This is a genomic window from Flavimobilis marinus (assembly GCF_900113055.1).
Taxonomy (GTDB): Bacteria; Actinomycetota; Actinomycetes; order Actinomycetales; family Cellulomonadaceae; genus Flavimobilis; species Flavimobilis marinus.
In genome coordinates, this window is record NZ_FONZ01000002.1 from 733,616 (window position 1) to 750,138 (window position 16,523).

General features: G+C 72.3%; 17 protein-coding genes and 2 tRNA genes. 7 read left to right on the forward strand and 12 right to left on the reverse strand.

Features of this window, described 5'->3' with window-relative positions; all coding sequences use genetic code 11:
• The first annotated feature begins 60 nt into the window (after positions 1–60).
• Entirely contained in the window at positions 61–1,107 is a 1,047-nt protein-coding gene (locus BMZ30_RS08360; RefSeq protein ID WP_093377134.1) for an LLM class flavin-dependent oxidoreductase, read from the forward strand.
• A 49-nt stretch (positions 1,108–1,156) separates the two neighbouring features.
• Here BMZ30_RS08360 and BMZ30_RS08365 read toward each other — a convergent pair whose 3' ends face one another.
• The 5 genes from BMZ30_RS08365 to leuC all read right to left on the reverse strand — a co-directional run bounded on the left by BMZ30_RS08365 (position 1,157) and on the right by leuC (position 6,501).
• Positions 1,157–2,191 (reverse strand): NAD(P)H-dependent glycerol-3-phosphate dehydrogenase, encoded by a 1,035-nt coding sequence (locus BMZ30_RS08365; protein ID WP_268248150.1) that lies wholly within the window; start codon positions 2,189–2,191, stop codon positions 1,157–1,159.
• A complete protein-coding gene (locus tag BMZ30_RS08370) occupies positions 2,188–2,928 on the reverse strand; it encodes a lysophospholipid acyltransferase family protein (RefSeq protein WP_093377136.1) in 741 nt (246 codons plus the stop codon). Before BMZ30_RS08370 ends, BMZ30_RS08365 begins: the two co-directional genes overlap by 4 nt.
• An 11-nt stretch (positions 2,929–2,939) precedes the next feature.
• The gene (gene murA / locus BMZ30_RS08375) at positions 2,940–4,256 is read right to left on the reverse strand and encodes a UDP-N-acetylglucosamine 1-carboxyvinyltransferase (RefSeq protein ID WP_093377138.1); all 1,317 of its coding nucleotides are present in this window, start codon (positions 4,254–4,256) and stop codon (positions 2,940–2,942) included.
• A gap of 149 nt (positions 4,257–4,405) precedes the next feature.
• A complete protein-coding gene (gene leuD / locus BMZ30_RS08380) occupies positions 4,406–5,056 on the reverse strand; it encodes a 3-isopropylmalate dehydratase small subunit (RefSeq protein ID WP_093377141.1) in 651 nt (216 codons plus the stop codon).
• Positions 5,057–5,073: 17 nt separating this feature from the next.
• Entirely contained in the window at positions 5,074–6,501 is a 1,428-nt protein-coding gene (gene leuC, locus BMZ30_RS08385) for a 3-isopropylmalate dehydratase large subunit (protein WP_093377144.1), read from the reverse strand.
• Positions 6,502–6,644: 143 nt separating this feature from the next.
• Here leuC and BMZ30_RS08390 point away from each other — a divergent pair, with 143 nt between their 5' ends.
• Positions 6,645–7,364, forward strand: a complete 720-nt coding sequence (locus BMZ30_RS08390; RefSeq protein ID WP_093377146.1) for an IclR family transcriptional regulator — start codon at positions 6,645–6,647, stop codon at positions 7,362–7,364.
• Between the two features lie 184 nt (positions 7,365–7,548).
• Here the strand turns inward: BMZ30_RS08390 and BMZ30_RS08395 are convergent.
• Both BMZ30_RS08395 and BMZ30_RS08400 read right to left on the reverse strand, forming a co-directional pair.
• Positions 7,549–7,621 (reverse strand) — tRNA-Glu (locus tag BMZ30_RS08395).
• A 111-nt stretch (positions 7,622–7,732) separates the two neighbouring features.
• Positions 7,733–7,804: transfer RNA gene (locus tag BMZ30_RS08400), tRNA-Gln, on the reverse strand.
• 243 nt (positions 7,805–8,047) lie between these two features.
• Here BMZ30_RS08400 and BMZ30_RS08405 point away from each other — a divergent pair.
• The gene (locus tag BMZ30_RS08405; RefSeq protein ID WP_093377149.1) at positions 8,048–8,695 is read left to right on the forward strand and encodes a maleylpyruvate isomerase N-terminal domain-containing protein; all 648 of its coding nucleotides are present in this window, start codon (positions 8,048–8,050) and stop codon (positions 8,693–8,695) included.
• 19 nt (positions 8,696–8,714) lie between these two features.
• Here BMZ30_RS08405 and BMZ30_RS08410 read toward each other — a convergent pair whose 3' ends face one another.
• Both BMZ30_RS08410 and gltX read right to left on the reverse strand, forming a co-directional pair.
• Positions 8,715–9,467, reverse strand: a complete 753-nt coding sequence (locus tag BMZ30_RS08410; RefSeq protein WP_093377151.1) for an HAD family hydrolase — start codon at positions 9,465–9,467, stop codon at positions 8,715–8,717.
• A 5-nt stretch (positions 9,468–9,472) separates the two neighbouring features.
• Complete coding sequence (gltX, locus tag BMZ30_RS08415; RefSeq protein WP_093377154.1) at positions 9,473–10,972, reverse strand: glutamate--tRNA ligase; 1,500 nt, start codon at positions 10,970–10,972, stop codon at positions 9,473–9,475.
• Positions 10,973–11,117: 145 nt separating this feature from the next.
• Between gltX and BMZ30_RS08420 the strand changes: the two genes are divergently transcribed.
• On the forward strand, positions 11,118–11,750 hold the full coding sequence (locus BMZ30_RS08420) for a hypothetical protein (RefSeq protein WP_093377157.1): 633 nt from the start codon (positions 11,118–11,120) through the stop codon (positions 11,748–11,750).
• 40 nt (positions 11,751–11,790) lie between these two features.
• Here the strand turns inward: BMZ30_RS08420 and BMZ30_RS08425 are convergent, their stop codons facing one another.
• Both BMZ30_RS08425 and BMZ30_RS08430 read right to left on the reverse strand, forming a co-directional pair.
• The gene (locus BMZ30_RS08425; protein ID WP_093377159.1) at positions 11,791–12,573 is read right to left on the reverse strand and encodes a fumarylacetoacetate hydrolase family protein; all 783 of its coding nucleotides are present in this window, start codon (positions 12,571–12,573) and stop codon (positions 11,791–11,793) included.
• Between the two features lie 57 nt (positions 12,574–12,630).
• Positions 12,631–13,470, reverse strand: coding sequence for a methyltransferase domain-containing protein (locus BMZ30_RS08430; protein ID WP_093377162.1), 840 nt, complete (start codon positions 13,468–13,470; stop codon positions 12,631–12,633).
• An 83-nt stretch (positions 13,471–13,553) separates the two neighbouring features.
• Here BMZ30_RS08430 and BMZ30_RS08435 point away from each other — a divergent pair, with 83 nt between their 5' ends.
• Genes BMZ30_RS08435 through BMZ30_RS08445 form a run of 3 tightly spaced genes read left to right on the forward strand, consistent with a single transcriptional unit; the run spans position 13,554 to position 16,047 of the window.
• On the forward strand, positions 13,554–14,555 hold the full coding sequence (locus BMZ30_RS08435; RefSeq protein WP_093377164.1) for an aldo/keto reductase: 1,002 nt from the start codon (positions 13,554–13,556) through the stop codon (positions 14,553–14,555).
• 50 nt (positions 14,556–14,605) lie between these two features.
• Positions 14,606–15,541 carry a 3-methyladenine DNA glycosylase gene (locus BMZ30_RS08440; RefSeq protein WP_093377167.1) on the forward strand — a complete coding sequence of 312 codons (936 nt, stop codon included), beginning with the start codon at positions 14,606–14,608 and terminating at the stop codon, positions 15,539–15,541.
• Positions 15,538–16,047 (forward strand): DUF3817 domain-containing protein, encoded by a 510-nt coding sequence (locus BMZ30_RS08445; protein WP_093377170.1) that lies wholly within the window; start codon positions 15,538–15,540, stop codon positions 16,045–16,047. Before BMZ30_RS08440 ends, BMZ30_RS08445 begins: the two co-directional genes overlap by 4 nt.
• A gap of 12 nt (positions 16,048–16,059) precedes the next feature.
• Here the strand turns inward: BMZ30_RS08445 and BMZ30_RS08450 are convergent, their stop codons facing one another.
• Positions 16,060–16,515: a hypothetical protein gene (locus BMZ30_RS08450; RefSeq protein WP_143073156.1), complete on the reverse strand. Its 456-nt coding sequence runs from the start codon at positions 16,513–16,515 to the stop codon at positions 16,060–16,062.
• Between the last annotated feature and the right edge of the window lie 8 nt (positions 16,516–16,523).

Genomic DNA, 16,523 nt, shown 5'->3' on the forward strand with positions numbered 1-16,523 from the left:
CTCCCGTTGAGATCGTTGAACGGTCAACGACCAAGTGCGACGACATGACGGAGCAGCCCGATGCCCACCGCCTCCCCCTTCCCCCTGCAGCTCGGCCTCGACACCTTCGGCGACGTCTCGACAGCCCCCGACGGCGACCTGAGCACCCACGCGCAGACCATCCGCGAGGTGGTTGCGCAGGGTGTGCTCGCAGACCAGGTCGGACTCGACTTCATCGGGATCGGCGAGCACCACCGCGCCGACTTCGCCGTCTCCGCGCCTGACACCGTCGCGACGGCGATCGCCGCCCAGACCGAGCGCATCCACGTGGGCACCGCCGTCACGGTGCTGTCGTCGGAGGACCCGATCCGGGTGTTCCAGCGCTTCGCGACCCTCGACGCGATCTCGGGCGGGCGCGCAGAGGCCATCCTCGGCCGCGGGTCGTTCATCGAGTCGTTCCCCCTGTTCGGCTACGACCTGGGCGACTACGAGGTCCTCTTCGAGGAAAAGCTCGAGCTGTTCATGCGGGCGCGCGCGCAGCAGCCCGTCACGTGGTCCGGGAGCACCCGCGCGCCCCTGTCCGACGCCGAGGTGTTCCCGCACGTGGAGGACGGACTGCTCAAGGCCTGGATCGCCGTCGGCGGCTCGCCGCAGTCCGTGATCCGTACGGCGCAGCACGGCCTGCCCCTGATGCTCGCGATCATCGGCGGCTCGCCCCAGTCCTTCGCCCAATTCACGGATCTCTACCGGCGGGCGCTGGACGAGCTCGGCAACCCCCTGCAGCGGATCGGCGTGCACATGCCGGGGCACGTCGCCGAGACCGACGAGCAGGCCGTGGCCGAGGCCTGGCCGTACATCGGCCCGTACTTCTCCCGGATCTTCGCCGAGCGCGGCGGACGCCCGATCACCGAGAGCCAGTTCCGCCAGATGGTCGCGCCCGCCGGCGCCTACGCCATCGGCTCCCCGGAGACGGTGGCCCGCAAGATCGCGCGCACCCTGCAGGCGCTCGGGGCCGACCGCTTCGACCTCAAGTACGCGAACGGCCACATGCCGCACGCGATGCTCGCGCGGTCGATCGAGCTCTACGGCTCTCAGGTCGCTCCGCTGGTGCGAGACATGCTCGCCTGACCGGCGGCCAGGCTCCGTCTGCGGGCCTGCCCGGGCTCCGTCGGCCCGGTCAGGTCCGCTCGGCCTTCTTCGGCCGCGCGAGCAGCATCGTGGCCATGTCCGCGACCGGTAGGCCCTCGTGCAGCACGCCCACGACGGCGGCCGTGATGGGCATCTCCACGCCGTGCCGCGCAGCGAGCTCGAGCACCGACGTCGCCGACTTCACGCCCTCGGCGGTCCCCCCGGTCGCGGCGGTCGCCTCGCGCAGGTCGAGCCCCTGGCCGATGTGCCGGCCGAGCGTGTGGTTGCGCGACAGCGGCGACGCGCACGTCGCCATCAGGTCTCCGAGGCCCGCGAGGCCACCGAAGGTCTCCGCCTCGGCGCCCAGCGCTCGCCCGAGGCGCGTGATCTCGACGAGGCCGCGCGTGATGATCGTGGCGGTCGTATTGAGCCCGAAGCCCCGACCCTGGGCGATGCCGACCGCGATCGCGATGACGTTCTTGACCGCGCCGCACAGCTCGACGCCGACGACGTCGGTGTTGGTGTACGGCCGGAAGTACGGGTTGGAGCAGGCGACCGCCACGCGGGCGACGCGCTCGGGGTCGGTCCCGGCCACCACGGTCGCGGTCGGCTGGTGCTCCGCGATCTCGCGCGCCAGGTTGGGACCCGAGACGACGACGACGTGATCCTCCGGGATACCGAGCGACTCGGCGATCACCTGGCTCATCCGCTCGTCCGTGCCGAGCTCGACGCCCTTCATCAGGGACACGGCCGTCGCCCCCGCGGGCCAGGCGTCGCGCAGCCCCGCGAGCGTGGTGCGCGCCGACTGCGACGGGACGGCGATCGCGACGAGCTCCCTGCCCTCGAGGACGGCGGCGGCATCCGTGCTGGCGCTGATCGTCGCCGGCAGCTCGATGCCCGCGAGGTTACGAGAGTTGCGGTGCGCGGTCGTGATCTGGTCGCACACCTCGGGCGACCGGCCCCACATCGCCACGTCGCAGCCCGCGTCGGCGAGGACCATGGCGAACGTCGTGCCCCAGGCGCCCGTGCCGAGGACGGCGGCGCGCAGCGGACCCTGCGCCGCTGCTCCGGGCTGCTCGGTCACGCGGGGTCCTCCGGCGTGCCCGGACGCCGGGACGGGTCACGCATCACGTACCGCTCGGCGGGTGCCTGCTCACCGCGGATGCCCTCGAGGATGCCGGTGATCGCGGTCATCACCCGCTCGGTGGCCTCACGCAGCACGACGGTGTCGAGCGGACGGTCGTACAGGTCCGACAGGTCCACGGGCGGCCCGGCGTGCACGTGCACCGTCTTGCGAGGGAACGGCCGGAACTTCTTGCTGTAGCGGGGCAGGATCTCCTGCACCCCCCACTGCACCACCGGCACCACGGGTGCGCGGGACAGCAGCGCGAGCCGAGCGACTCCCGTCTTGCCCGCCATGGGCCAGAGGTTGGGCTCTCGCGTGAGCGTTCCCTCGGGGAACACCGCGACGCACGCCCCACCCTCGAGGGCCGCCACGGCCTCCTCGAGCGACCGCCCCGCCTGCGTCGTCTGCCGGTGCACGGGGATCTGCCCGGTGTTCGCCAGCAGCTTGCCCACCACGGGGATCGTGAACAGCGAGGACTTCGCAAGGATCCGCGGCGCGATGCCGTGGTCGTACATGAAGTGCGCGAAGGTCAACGGGTCGAGGTTGGAGAAGTGGTTCGCCGCGACGATGAAGCCGCCGTCCTGGCGCAGGTGCTCGCCCCCCTGCCAGTCCCGCTTGGTGATCGCGAACAGCAGGGGCCGCAGCACGAACGCGGCCGCGCGGTACGTCCTGCTCTTGGGGTGTGCGATGGGCACGGGGGCTCCTGTCAGTCGCGGTCGAAGGACGCGCCGAGCGCCGTGAGCTTCTCGGTGAAGGCCTCGTACCCCCGGTCGATCAGCGTGATGCCTCGGACCGTGGAACGCCCCTCGGCGGCGAGCGCAGCGATGAGGTGCGAGAAGCCACCGCGCAGGTCCGGCACCTCGATGTCTGCCGCCTGGAGCTTGGTCGGGCCGGAGATCACCGCGGAGTGCAGGAAGTTGCGCTGGCCGAACCGGCACGGGCGTCCGCCGAGGCACTCCTTGTAGACCTGGATGGTCGCACCCATGCCGCGCAGCGCGTCGGTGAAGCCGAACCGGTTCTCGTAGACGGTCTCGTGCACGATCGACAGGCCCTTGGCCTGGGTGAGCGCGACGACGAGCGGCTGCTGCCAGTCGGTCATGAAGCCGGGGTGCACGTCGGTCTCGAGCACGATCGAGCTGAGGTCGCCGCCCGGGTGGAAGAACCGGATGCCCTCGTCGTCGACCTCGAACTGCCCGCCGACCTTGCGGAAGGTGTTGAGGAAGGCCGTCATCTCCGGCTGCGTGGCGCCCTTGACGTAGATGTCGCCGCCCGTGGCGAGCGCGGCCGACGCCCAGGACGCGGCCTCGATGCGGTCTCCCAGCGAGGTGTGGCGGTAGCCCGTGAGCTCGTCGACACCCTCGATCCGGATGACGCGGTCGGTGTCGACGGAGATGATCGCGCCCATCTTCTGCAGGACGTTGATCAGGTCCATGATCTCGGGCTCGATCGCGGCGCCCGCGAGCTCGGTCACGCCGTGGGCGCGCACGGCGGTGAGCAGGAGCTGCTCGGTGGCGCCGACGCTCGGGTACGGCAGCGAGATCTTGGTGCCGTGCAGGCCGTTCGGAGCCGTCAGGTGGATGCCCTGGGCCCGCTTGTCCACCTGCGCGCCGAACTGCCGCAGGATGTCCAGGTGGTAGTTGATCGGCCGATCGCCGATCCGGCAACCACCCAGGTCGGGGATGAAGGCCTCGCCCAGCCGGTGCAGCAGCGGGCCGCAGAAGAGGATCGGGATGCGCGAGGAGCCCGCGTGCGCGTCGATGTCGGCCACGTGCGCGGACTCGACGTTCGACGGGTCGAGCTTCAGCACGCCGGCCACGGGGTCGTAGTCCACGGTCACGCCGTGGAGCTCGAGGAGCCCGCTGACGACGTCGACGTCGCGGATCTGGGGCACGTTGCGCAACTCGCTCGGGCCGGTGCCCAGGAGCGAGGCCACCATGGCCTTCGAGACGAAGTTCTTGGCGCCGCGCACCGTGATGGATCCGTGGAGCGGGCTTCCCCCGTTGACGGAGAGCAGGTCGGTCATGGGTCTATCGTCGCCTATCGCTCGGTGGTGAGGCACCATCATGCCGCTCCCCCGCCGGTGGCGAGGTGCGGCACGCAGGACGAACGCCGGGCACGAGGCGCGGTATTCCGCGCGACGTGCCCGGCGTCGGTGAGAGTTCTCTCAGGTGCTCAGGCGTCGTCGCCACCGACGGGACGCGCCGCGACGATCTCGACGGGCGGCAGGTGCTTGGCGGGCAGGGTGCGCGGCCGCCACGCCTCGCGGCGCTCCTCGAAGGCCGTGATGTCGCCCTCGTGCTGGAGCGTGAGGCCGATGTCGTCCAGGCCCTCCATGAGGCGCCAGCGCGTGTAGTCGTCCACCTGGATGGGCACGACGACGTCGCCCGCCGCCGCGGTACGTTCGGCGAGGTTCACGGTGACCTGGGCGCCCGGCGTGGTCTCGAGGACCTTCCACAGCAGCTCGACGTCCTCCTGCGACACCTGCGCGGCGAGCAGACCCTGCTTGCCGGAGTTGCCGCGGAAGATGTCCGCGAAGCGCGGGGACAGCACGACCTTGAAGCCGTAGTCCTTGAGCGCCCAGACGGCGTGCTCGCGCGAGGATCCGGTGCCGAAGTCGGGGCCAGCGACGAGCACGGAGCCCGTCGCGTAGGCGGGCTGGTTGAGCACGAAGTCGGGGTCACCGCGCCAGGCGGCGAACAGCGCGTCCTCGAAGCCCGTACGCGTGACCCGCTTGAGGTACACGGCGGGGATGATCTGGTCGGTGTCCACGTTGCTGCGACGCAGGGGGACGCCGACGCCGGTGTGGGTGGTGAACTTCTCCATGGCGGTCTCCTCGAGTCTCAGGCGGGCAGCAGCGCGTCGTCGCGGGCCAGGTCGGCCGGCGAGGAGAGCGTGCCGCGGATGGCGGTGGCGGCGGCGACGAGCGGGGACACGAGGTGCGTGCGTCCGCCCTTGCCCTGCCGGCCCTCGAAGTTGCGGTTCGACGTCGACGCGGCGCGCTCGCCGGGCGCGAGCTGGTCCGGGTTCATGCCCAGGCACATCGAGCAGCCGGCGTTGCGCCACTCGGCACCGAAGTCGAGGAACACCTGGTCGAGCCCCTCGGCCTCGGCCTGGAGCCGTACGCGGGCCGAGCCCGGGACCACGAGGACGCGGACGTCGTCGTGCTTGCGGCGGCCCTGGATGATCTCCGCGACCGCGCGCAGGTCCTCCATGCGGCCGTTGGTGCACGAGCCGATGAAGACGGTGTCGACCGCGATCTCGCGCAGCGGGGTGCCTGCCTCGAGGCCCATGTACTCGAGCGCCCGCTCGGCGGCGACGCGCTCGTTCTCGTCGGCGATCTGCGCGGGGTCGGGCACGTTGGCCGAGAGCGGCAGGCCCTGGCCGGGGTTGGTGCCCCAGGTGACGAACGGCTCGAGGTCCGCGGCCTCGAGGACGACCTCGGCGTCGAACGTGGCGTCGTCGTCCGTGCGCAGGGTGCGCCAGTGCTCGACGGCCGCGTCCCAGTCCGCGCCCTCGGGGGCGTGCGGGCGGCCCTTGAGGTACTCGAAGGTGGTCTCGTCCGGGGCGATCATGCCCGCGCGGGCGCCGGCCTCGATCGACATGTTGCAGATCGTCATGCGGCCCTCCATGGAGAGCTTGCGGATCGCCTCGCCGCGGTACTCGAGCACGTAGCCCTGGCCGCCGCCGGTGCCGATCTTCGCGATGATCGCCAGGATGATGTCCTTGGCGGTGCTGCCCTCGGGGAGCTCGCCGTCGATCGTGATCGCCATGGTCTTGAACGGCTGGAGCGGCAGGGTCTGGGTGGCGAGGACGTGCTCGACCTCCGAGGTGCCGATGCCGAACGCGAGCGCGCCGAACGCGCCGTGGGTCGAGGTGTGCGAGTCGCCGCACACGACGGTCAGCCCCGGCATAGTCAGGCCGAGCTGTGGGCCGACGACGTGCACGATGCCCTGGTCCGCGTCCCCGAGCGAGTGCAGCCGGACGCCGAACTCGGCGGCGTTGTTGCGCAGCGTCTGGATCTGCGTGCGGCTCGTGAGGTCCGCGATCGGCCGGTCGATGTTGAGCGTCGGGGTGTTGTGGTCCTCGGTCGCGATCGTGAGGTCCGTGCGCCGAACCTGACGCCCGGCGAGGCGGAGCCCCTCGAACGCCTGGGGGCTCGTGACCTCGTGGACGAGGTGCAGGTCGATGTACAGGAGGTCCGGCGCCCCGTCGGTGCCGCGACGCACCAGGTGCGCCTCCCAGACCTTCTCCGCCAGCGTGCCGGCCATGTTCATCCCTTCCGCTCTGCCCAAGTGCGTACGGTCTGTGAGACCGTGTATTGCAGTCTGTGAGACTGCGCTTCACCCAAGAGTCGCTGCGACGCGCCGGGCGCGTACTTGCGTCTCAGCCGTTGAGACTGCAATATCGACCCATGGACAACTCTAGTGGAGTCGGCGTTCTCGACAAGGCGGCCTCGGTCCTGGGCGCTCTCGAGGCCGGACCGGCGACCCTCGCACAGCTCGTCGCAGCCACCCACCTGGCTCGCCCCACCGCTCACCGGCTCGCCGTGGCCCTCGAGCATCATCGGCTGGTCGCGCGAGACATGCAGGGGCGTTTCGTCCTAGGCCCGCGCCTGAACGAGCTCGCGACGGCGGCCGGCGAGGACCGCCTGCTGGCCGCGGCCAACCCGGTGCTCACCGCGCTGCGCGACCACACGGGCGAGAGCGCGCAGCTCTACCGGCGCCAGGGCGACCAGCGCATCTGCGTCGCGGCCGCCGAGCGGCCGATCGGCCTGCGCGACTCGATCCCCGTCGGTGCGACGCTCACCATGCTCGCCGGGTCCGCCGCGCAGATCCTGCTCGCGTGGGAGGAGCCCGACCGCCTGCACCGCGGGCTGCAGGGCTCGAAGTTCACCGCCACGATCCTCTCGGGCGTCCGACGCCGCGGGTGGGCCCAGTCCGTGTCCGAGCGCGAGGCGGGCGTCGCCTCGGTGTCCGCACCCGTGCGGGGGCCGTCCGGCAAGGTCGTCGCCGCGGTCTCGATCTCCGGCCCGGTCGAGCGTCTGAGCCGCCAGCCCGGACGCCTGCACGCCAACTCTGTGGTCGCCGCCGCGAACCGCCTCACCGAGGTCCTACGGCGCACCTCCGCCTGACCGACCGTCAGCACCCGCCCGCCCGCCCGCCCCTCGGGTCACTCGAGCCCCCACCGAGAAGTGAGCTGCGGTCGCCTCCGGCACCGCCGTTGCGACCGCAGCTCGCTTCTCGATGACGGGGTCGCGAGGCACCTCACGGAATGCAAGAAGGCCCGGTCACTTGTCAGTGACCGGGCCTTGCTCGTACCCCCAACGGGATTTGAACCCGTGCTACCGCCGTGAGAGGGCGGCGTCCTAGGCCGCTAGACGATGGGGGCCTATGTGGCGACTTTCCGGGCTTCCGTAGAGGCCCTTCGGTCTTGCCGAGTCAAAATCCTACCGCATGATCTTCGTGGTCGTGACCACTCGATCCGCTGAAGAATTCTGCGCTGGGGTACCAGGACTCGAACCTAGAATGACGGTACCAGAAACCGTTGTGTTGCCAATTACACCATACCCCAATGGGTATAACTCCCGATTTGCCCGGACCATTCAACACCTCCAGGGAGGTCTTGCGTGGCCCCGAAACCGGGGGTCGTACCGTCGGAAGACTCTACCCGACACATCGGCAGGTGCCAAACCAGCCTCCGCCCTCCCGGCTCTCGCATGCGCACCGTCACAGTCCGATCACCCTCAGGTCACAGCTCGGCCGAGGCAGCGCCCCGGACCCGGCCCCGCCGGCCGACCCGTCCTAGGGTCTGCTCATGACGTCCCCCCGCCCTGCGCCCTCTACGCCCGACGACGTCCGCGTCGCCGCCCGCTGGCTGGCGCACACGCTGAACCAGAGCACGACGACAGCCCTGGACGCGCCGGCGGGCGAGGTGTCGTGGTCCTGCTGGCGCACCGCGGAGCACGTCGTGGACGACCTCGTCGCGTACGCCCTGCAGGTCGCGAGCGGCGCGCGGCTCGGCTACGTGCCGATCACGGGCCCGCGCGGCGAGTCCGAGGTCGTCCGGGTCGCGCCCGCGAGCGGCCCAGCCGGCCTCGCGGAGGCGCTGACCGCGTCGGCGGAGCTCCTCGCCACCCAGGTCGAGGCGGCTCCCCCGGAGCTGCGCGCCTACCACCCGTTCGGGCTGGCCGACCCGCCAGGCTTTGCCGCGATGGGCGTCGTGGAGATCGTGGTCCACGCGCACGACATCCTCGTGGGCCTCGGGCTTGCGCCGCAGGCCTTCCCCGACGGGCTGGCCGAGCGCGCACTGGCCCGCCTCTTCCCCGACGCGCCCCGCGACACGGAGGCAACCCACGATGCGCTGCTGCTGTGGTGTACCGGGCGCCTCGCGCTGCCCGGGCGTGACCGGCTGACCCGCTGGCGCTGGGACTCGACAGTGCGCGAGCCGGCCGGGCAGGGCTAGGGCGACCCCTACGGGCCGGCTACACGCCGAGCAGGTCGGCCAGCGCGGTCAGCGACGGCAGAACCGGGACGTCGCCCGCCCGCGCGGGGTCCTCCAGGTGCGCTCCCCCGCGCCGCGTCCCCGGTCGGTCGAGCCACGCACCGCGCAGGCCGGCCCGGGTGGCGGCGAGCGCGTCGATGTCGAGCTCGTCGCCCACGTACACGGTGCGCCCGGGCGCCGTGCCGAGCCGCTCGCACGCGAGGGCGAACACGCGAGGATCAGGTTTCCCGACGCCGAGGGTGTCGACGCCGACGAGCATGGGGACGCGCTCGAGCCCCACGCGACGCAGCTTGCGCACCTGGTGCTCGACCGAGGCGTTCGACAGCGCCCCGACCAGGAGACCGGCCGCGGCGATCCGCTCGACCGCGTCGAGCGCGTCGTCGAACGCCCGCCACGCTCCCTCGAACGCCTCGCCGAACGCCGCGTCCCACGCCTCGTACTCAGCGTCGTCGATCTGCGGGCCGCCGAACTCGACGTGGAGGGCAGCGATCCGCGCCATGCGCTGGGTGCGGAAGCTCACCTCGCCCCGAGTGTAGGCGCGGTAGTGACCGCCGACGTCGGCGCGCCAGTGGGCGAGGACGTCGGCGTGCTGGTCGTCGCGCAGGTGGGGCAGGTACACGGCGCTCACCGCGGCCAGGGCCGCAGCGAACGCCGCACGCGTGTCCACCAGGGTGTCGTCGATATCGAAGAGAACCCCGTCGACGTCGAGGACGCCAGCGACGTCCCCGCGCACCGCCGTCAGAGCGTCGCCCGCAGGTTGGCCAGGCGCGTGATCGACGCGTCCTTGCCGAGGATCTCCATGGACTCGAACAGCGGCGGCGAGACCCGGCGGCCGGTGAGCGCGACGCGCAGCGGCGCGTAGGCGAACTTCGGCTTGATGCCCATCTCCTCGACGAGCGCGGCCTTGAGCGCGTCCTGCTGCGCCGTCGGCGAGAAGTCGTCGAGGCCGGCAAGGACCTCGACGGCGCGGTCGAGCACGGCGGGTGCGTCGTCCTTGAGCGCCGCCAGGGCCTCGGCCTCGTACTGCACCGCCTCGTCCCCGACGAACAGGAACCCGAGCATGCCCGGCGCCTCCCCCAGGAGGGTCATGCGTTCCTGGGCGAGCGGCGCCGCGGCGTCGAGCAGGCGGCGCTGGTCCGCGTCGAGCTCGTCGTAGGTGGCCGCGGCGAGATGGCTGCTGGCGTGCAGGTACGGCACCAGGCGGGCGCGGAAGTCCTCGGGAGCGAGGAGCCGCAGGTGCGTGGCGTTGATGGCCTCGGCCTTCTTGAGGTCGAAGCGTGCCGGGTTCGGGTTCACGTCGGCGATGTCGAACGCCGCGACGAGCTCCTCGACCGAGAAGATGTCGCGGTCCGCCGCGATGCTCCAGCCGAGCAGCGAGAGGTAGTTGAGCAGCCCCTCGGGGGTGAAGCCACGCTCACGGTGCAGGAACAGGTTGGACTCGGGGTCGCGCTTGGACAGCTTCTTGTTGCCCTCACCCATGACGTACGGCAGGTGCCCGAACTGCGGCATCACGCTCGCGACGCCGAGCTCGAGCAGCGCCCGGTAGAGCACGACCTGGCGCGGGGTCGAGGAGAGCAGGTCCTCGCCGCGCAGCACGTGCGTGATGTTCATCAGGGCGTCGTCGACGGGGTTCACCAGCGTGTAGAGGGGCTGGCCGTTGCCGCGGACGATCACGAAGTCGGGCACCGAGCCGGCCTTGAAGGTGACCTCGCCGCGCACGAGGTCGGTGAAGGTGACGTCCTCGTCGGGCATGCGCAGGCGCAGCACGGGCTCGCGGCCCTCGGCGCGGAACGCGGCCTTCTGCTCGTCGGTGAGCGTGCGGTCGTAGCCGTCGTAGCCCATCACCGAGGGGCGGCCGGCGGCGGTGTTGCGCGCGGAGATCTCCTCCGGCGTCGAGAACGACTCGTAGGCGTAGCCGCCCTCGACGAGCTTGGTGATCACGTCCTGGTAGATGTCGCCGCGCTGGGACTGGCGGTAGGGCTCGTGAGGTCCCCCGACCTCGACGCCCTCGTCCCAGTCCATGCCGAGCCAGCGCATGGCGTCCAGGAGCTGGTCGTAGCTCTCCTGCGAGTCGCGCGCGGCGTCGGTGTCCTCGATCCGGAAGACGAACGTGCCGCCCACGTGCCGCGCGTAGGCCCAGTTGAACAGCGCCGTGCGGATCAGCCCGACGTGCGGGGTGCCGGTGGGCGACGGGCAGAACCGGACGCGGACGGCGGGGGCGGAAGTCTCGACGGACACAGAGCACCTGAGTTTCAACGACGGGGACGGGAGGGCCCGAGGGCCACGCCCAGCGTACCCAGTGCAATCCGAGTTACGTTGTGGCGAGCAGCGCTCGGCTGCACGTTCGCCGTCCGTCACGCCCCGCCGCCGACAGGAGCCCACCGTGCCGCGTCCACCGTCCACCGCGCTCCGCCGCCCTGCGCGCCGCGCCGTCGCGCTCGCCCTCGCCACCGGCCTCCTGCTCGCCGCCTGCACGGACGACCCGGAGCCGGCCGAGCCCTCGGCCCCCGCGCCCACGACCACGAGCCCCGCGTCGACGGTGACGCCCTCGCCGGAGCCGTCGACACCGACGACGCCTGCCGACGACGCGACCGCGGCCCCGAGCCCCTCCGAGACGGCCGAGGCGACCCCGGACGCCGACGCCCCGCCCGGCGACGCGGTGGCGGTGCTCACGCTGCGCGGCGGCATGTGCGCCGACGGCACGGAGTGCGAGACCGTGCTCGCCGTCGAGCGGGACGGCACGTGGACCCGCTCGGAGCAGGGCGTCGTCGTCGGCACGGGCGAGGTGCACCCCGCCGACCTCGAGTGGTGGAGCACCGCGGGGACCGACCTCGAGCCCGACAGCCTGGTTGCCGGCGAGGCGACCGAGTGCCCGAGCGACGCCGACGGCCGTGAGGTGATCCTCGAGACCGTCACGCGCGACGGCTGGGTGAGGCTCGAGTCCTGCGAGGTCGAGCTCGCCGAGTCTGAGACGCTCGAACGGCTGGGCCTGCTGCTCGAGGCGACGGAGCTCTAGCCGTCGCCCTCGCACCGGCGAGAGCGAAGCCGACGGGGCGTCAGTCCCGGCGGATCACCGGGTTCATCAGCGTGCCGATGCCCTCGACCTCGCACTCGACGCGGTCGGCGTGCACGATCGAGCCGACGCCCGCCGGCGTCCCCGTGAGGATGACGTCGCCGGGCAGCAGGGTGAAGGCGCGCGAGACATAGGAGATCAGGAACCGCACGTCGAAGATCATCTGCTCGGTGTGCCCGTCCTGGCGGGCCTCACCGTTGACGCGCGAGCGGACGGCGACGGCGTCGGGGTCCAGGTCGGTCTCGATCCACGGGCCGAGGGGGCACGAGGAGTCGAAGCCCTTGGCGCGCGCCCACTGCCCGTCGCCCCGCTGGGCGTCGCGCGCGGTGACGTCGTTGGCGACGGTGTAGCCGAAGACCTTCTCGAGAGCGTGCTCGGGCTCGACGTCCTTCGTGATCTTGCCGATCACGACAGCGAGCTCGGCCTCGTAGCTGACCTCCTGCGAGAACGACGGCAGCACGATGGGGTCGTCGGGGCCGACGACCGAGGTGTTGGGCTTGAGGAACAGCAGCGGCTCGGTGGGCACGTCGTTGCCCATCTCCTTGACGTGGTCCGCGTAGTTGCGCCCGACGCCGACGACCTTGGAGCGCGGGATCACGGGCGCGAGCAGCCGCACGGCGTCGGAGAGCGGGACGCGCTCACCGGTCGGCTTGACCGGCATGTAGAGGGGGTCGCCCGTGAGGACGACCAGCTCCTCGGAGCCGGGCTCGCCGTCGACGAGGGCGAAGCGGGGGTCGTTGCCGTTGGTGAATCTCGCGATACGCACGTGGCTACCCTACCCAGCGCACCGCTGGTCCCACCCGCGGTGCGGGGCCCCGCCGGGTCACACGCGCGCGAGGATCTCCCCGTGGGTGATCGCGAACCAGCCGTCGGGCTCGCTCGCCCACTCGCGCCAGCCGTGGGCGAGCTCCTCGAGCGCGACGTCGTCGGCCAGGCCCGTCTCGCGCGCCTGGATGCCGAACTGGGAGGACAGGCAGCGCTGGGCCCACAGGTCGCCCCACCACGCGCGCTCGGCCGGGTTCGCGTAGCACCAGACGCCCGCCGACGCCGTGACGTCGTCGGGCGTGAAGCCGGCGGCGAGCGTCCACGACAGCAGGCGACGCCCGGCGTCGGGCTCACCGCCGGCCGTGGTCGCCACCTCGTGGTACAGCGTGTTCCACTCGGTCAGCGCGGCGGACTCCGGGTACCAGGTCATCGCCGCGTAGTCGGCGTCGCGGACCGCCACGAGCCCGCCGGGTCGCGTGACGCGGCGCATCTCGCGCAGCGCCGCGACCGGGTCGCTGACGTGCTGCAGCACCTGGTGGGCGTGCGCGATGTCGAAGGAGTCGTCGTCGAACGGCAGGGCGTAGACGTCGCCCTGCACGAACTCGATGTTGGCGACGCCGGAGCGCTCGGCGAGCGCCCGGGCCTCCTCGAGCACGGCGGCCGACGTGTCGACGCCCGTCACCACACCCGGGCCGACGGTCTGGGCGAGGTCCACGGTGATCGTGCCCGGGCCGCAGCCGACGTCGAGGACCCGCAGGCCCTCGGTGAGGTGCGGCAGGAGATAGGCAGCCGAGTTCTCGGCCGTGCGCCAGCGGTGGGACCGCAGGACCGACTCGTGGTGCCCATGGACGTAGGTGTCGTCGGGCACGTCGGCGGTGGAGGTCGGCTGGGCGCTCATGGGCGTCACGGTAGGTCCGCGACCACGCTGTGGTCACGCGCCGACCACATGATGGGCGGCTCGGGTCGTCGTAGGTTGGTGCCATGACGACGACCGACCCCACCGCCACCGCACCCCTGCAGCGCCGCCTGGGCCGCTCCGGACTGAGCGTGTCTGTCGTCGGCCTCGGCTGCAACAACCTCGGCCGCGCGGGCACCGCGACCGCGGACCTCGACGGCACCCGCGCCGTCGTGCACGCCGCCCTCGACGCGGGGATCACGTTCTTCGACGTCGCCGACGTCTACGGTCACGAGCCGGGACTGTCCGAGGAGCTGCTCGGAGCGGCGCTCGAGGGGCAGCGCGACGACGCGGTGGTCGCGACGAAGTTCGGCATGGACGCGCGCGGGCTGAACGGGCCGGACCACGGGGCGCGCGGATCGCGGCACTACCTCGTGCGGGCGGTCGAGGGATCGCTGCGGCGGCTGCGCACGGACCGGATCGATCTGCTGCAGCTGCACACCCCCGACGTGCAGACACCGATCGAGGAGACCCTGAGCGCGCTCGACGCGCTGGTTCGCGACGGCAAGGTCCGCTATGTCGGGCACTCCAACCACGCCGGGTGGCAGATCGCCCACGCCGAGCACGTCGCCCGCGCGCTCGGGACCGAGCGGTTCATCTCGAGCCAGAGCCACTACAACCTGCTCGACCGCCGCGCCGAGCTCGAGGTGGTGCCCGCCGCCCGTGCGTTCGGCCTCGGCGTGCTGCCGTACTTCCCCCTCGCCAACGGCCTGCTCACCGGCAAGTACACCCGGGATCACGCGCCCGCCGACGGACGGCTCAGCCACGCTAAGCCGCAACTGCTCGAGCGCGCGCCGTGGGAGGCGCTCGAGGCGTTCGCCGACCTCGCTGGGGACCTCGGCATGCCGCCGGTCGCCCTGGCGTTCTCGTGGCTCGCGGCCCAGGACGTCGTCGCCTCGGTGATCGCCGGCGCCACCCGCCCTGACCAGGTCCGGCAGAACGCCGGAGCGGTCCGTGCGCTGGACGGCGCGACGCTCGCGCGCCTCGACGAGATCTTCCCGCCCGCGGAGAAGATCGCGCTGTTCTGACTCTTCCGGGCGCGGGGCGGGCGTCGTCGGCGCCCCCGTACCCTGGTCCGGTGACCTCGCCGACCCCGCAGCACCTCGAGCCCGAGGTGTGGCGCGCCCGCGAGGCCGCCCACGAGGCCCGTGCCGACGCGCTCACCGCCGGGTGGCGTGAGCGCAAGCAGCGCGGCGAGTCGCACGCGATCGAGGACTTCCTCTTCACGTACTACCCCACGCGCCCGGCCCGGCTGCGGCGCTGGCACCCGGGCGTCGGCGTTACGCTCACGCTGCCCGACGACGTCGGGACCGACCTGCCCGAGCGTGCGGCCTGGCGGTGGTACCGGCTCGACGGCGGCGGGCTGAGCGTCGACGTCGCCGCGTTCCTCGCCGACCGCGAGGACACGGTGCGCTACGTGCGCGACCTGCTCGCACGGACCGCTGCGCGCCCGGCGAACGTCGGCTGCTTCGGCCTGCACGAGTGGGCGATGGTCTACCGCGAGCGCGGCACCCGCCACGCGCTGCCGCTGCGACTGGGCCCCGAGGGGACCGACGCCGTCGTGGACTCCCATCCCGTGCGCTGCAGCCACTTCGACGCGTTCCGGTTCTTCACGCCCGAGGCCGTGGGGCTGAACAAGCTGCAGCCGACGCGCGCCTCGCAGCCGGAGCTCGAGCAGCCCGGGTGCCTCCACGCCAACATGGACCTGCTCAAGTGGGCCGAGAAGCTCGGGCCAGTCGTCCCCGGCGAGCTGCTGCTCGACTGCTTCGCGCTCGCCCGCGACGTGCGCACCCTCGACATGCAGGCCTCGCCCTACGACGTGAGCGCGTACGACCTGCCCCCGGTCGCGATCGAGACGCCCGCCGGCAAGGCCGAGTACTCCGAGCGCCAGCGCGGCTTCGCCGAGCGCGCCGGGGAGCTCCGCGAGCGCCTCGTCGCGGCGTGCGACGCGGCCCTCGGCAGCACCACGCTCCCCAGCCACCGCCCGACATCTGCCGAGAGGACGCCCTCGTGACCACGACCACCGCTCCCCCGTCCGCGTTCACCCCGCAGCGGTTCTTCCGGAGCGTCGCGCTCGCGGAGGCCGTCACGTGGACGCTCCTGATCGCGGCGATGATCGCCAAGTACGGCTTCGAGGCCGGGGACCTGCCCGTGCGGGTGGCCGGCGGGCTGCACGGCTTCGTCTTCATCGTCTACGCGTTCACGGCGCTCGTGACCGGCCTGAACCAGCGCTGGGCAGCGCGCGTGACGGCGGGTGCCGTCGCGACCGCCGTCGTGCCGTGGGCGACCATCCCGTTCGACCGCTGGGCGCACCGGACCGGCCGGCTCGAGGGGCCGTGGCGCACGCAGGCGACCGCCGACCCGCGCGACGGCACGGTCGTGGACCGCGCGCTGCGCTGGCTGCTCACGCACCCCGTGCTGTTCGTGGTCGGCTTCGTGGTCACGTGCGTCGTCGTGATGAGCGTGCTGCTCATGCTCGGCCCGCCCACGGAGTGGGGCTCCCGAGCCACGCAGGCCTGAGCCGCTGGGCGCTCAGCCCGCGACGACGTCGATCGAGCTCGGCTCAGCGTGGCCCGCGGTGACCTCGACCGTCCCAGTCGTCGCGCCCGCAGGGAGCACGAGCGACGTCGAGAAGCGGCCCTTGGCGTCGGCGTCAAGTGTGGTGCGCGCGACCTCCTCGCCGGCTTGCCGCAGCACCACGTCGATGCCCGTCAGGGGTACCACCGGCTCGGCGACCTCGCGGCCATTCACGATCTCCACGGTGTCGTCGCAGTCCGCGGTGAACCAGGTGCCGGAGACGTAGACCTTCTCGCCGGCAGCCACGGCGGCCGGGTAGACCGCCAGCTGCGGCTGCGCGCAGGCGGCCGAGCTCGCCGGCCCCTGGTTCGCCGACGTCGCCGGGTCTGCGTCGGGGGCGCACCCCGCGAGTCCTGCCATCGTGACCACGGCCGCAGCCCCGGCCCACACGCGTCTGCTCGTCGTCGTCATGACTGCCC

What these genes read in the sequence shown, in the direction of transcription:
- BMZ30_RS08390 (WP_093377146.1), top strand. Translation starts at nt 6,645, where the DNA reads ATGGACAACTCTAGTGGAGTCGGCGTTCTCGACAAGGCGGCCTCGGTC.
- BMZ30_RS08450 (WP_143073156.1), bottom strand. Translation starts at nt 16,515, where the DNA reads ATGACGACGACGAGCAGACGCGTGTGGGCCGGGGCTGCGGCCGTGGTC.
- BMZ30_RS08360 (WP_093377134.1), top strand. Translation starts at nt 61, where the DNA reads ATGCCCACCGCCTCCCCCTTCCCCCTGCAGCTCGGCCTCGACACCTTC.
- BMZ30_RS08430 (WP_093377162.1), bottom strand. Translation starts at nt 13,470, where the DNA reads ATGAGCGCCCAGCCGACCTCCACCGCCGACGTGCCCGACGACACCTAC.
- BMZ30_RS08405 (WP_093377149.1), top strand. Translation starts at nt 8,048, where the DNA reads ATGACGTCCCCCCGCCCTGCGCCCTCTACGCCCGACGACGTCCGCGTC.
- murA (WP_093377138.1), bottom strand. Translation starts at nt 4,256, where the DNA reads ATGACCGACCTGCTCTCCGTCAACGGGGGAAGCCCGCTCCACGGATCC.
- leuD (WP_093377141.1), bottom strand. Translation starts at nt 5,056, where the DNA reads ATGGAGAAGTTCACCACCCACACCGGCGTCGGCGTCCCCCTGCGTCGC.
- BMZ30_RS08435 (WP_093377164.1), top strand. Translation starts at nt 13,554, where the DNA reads ATGACGACGACCGACCCCACCGCCACCGCACCCCTGCAGCGCCGCCTG.
- leuC (WP_093377144.1), bottom strand. Translation starts at nt 6,501, where the DNA reads ATGGCCGGCACGCTGGCGGAGAAGGTCTGGGAGGCGCACCTGGTGCGT.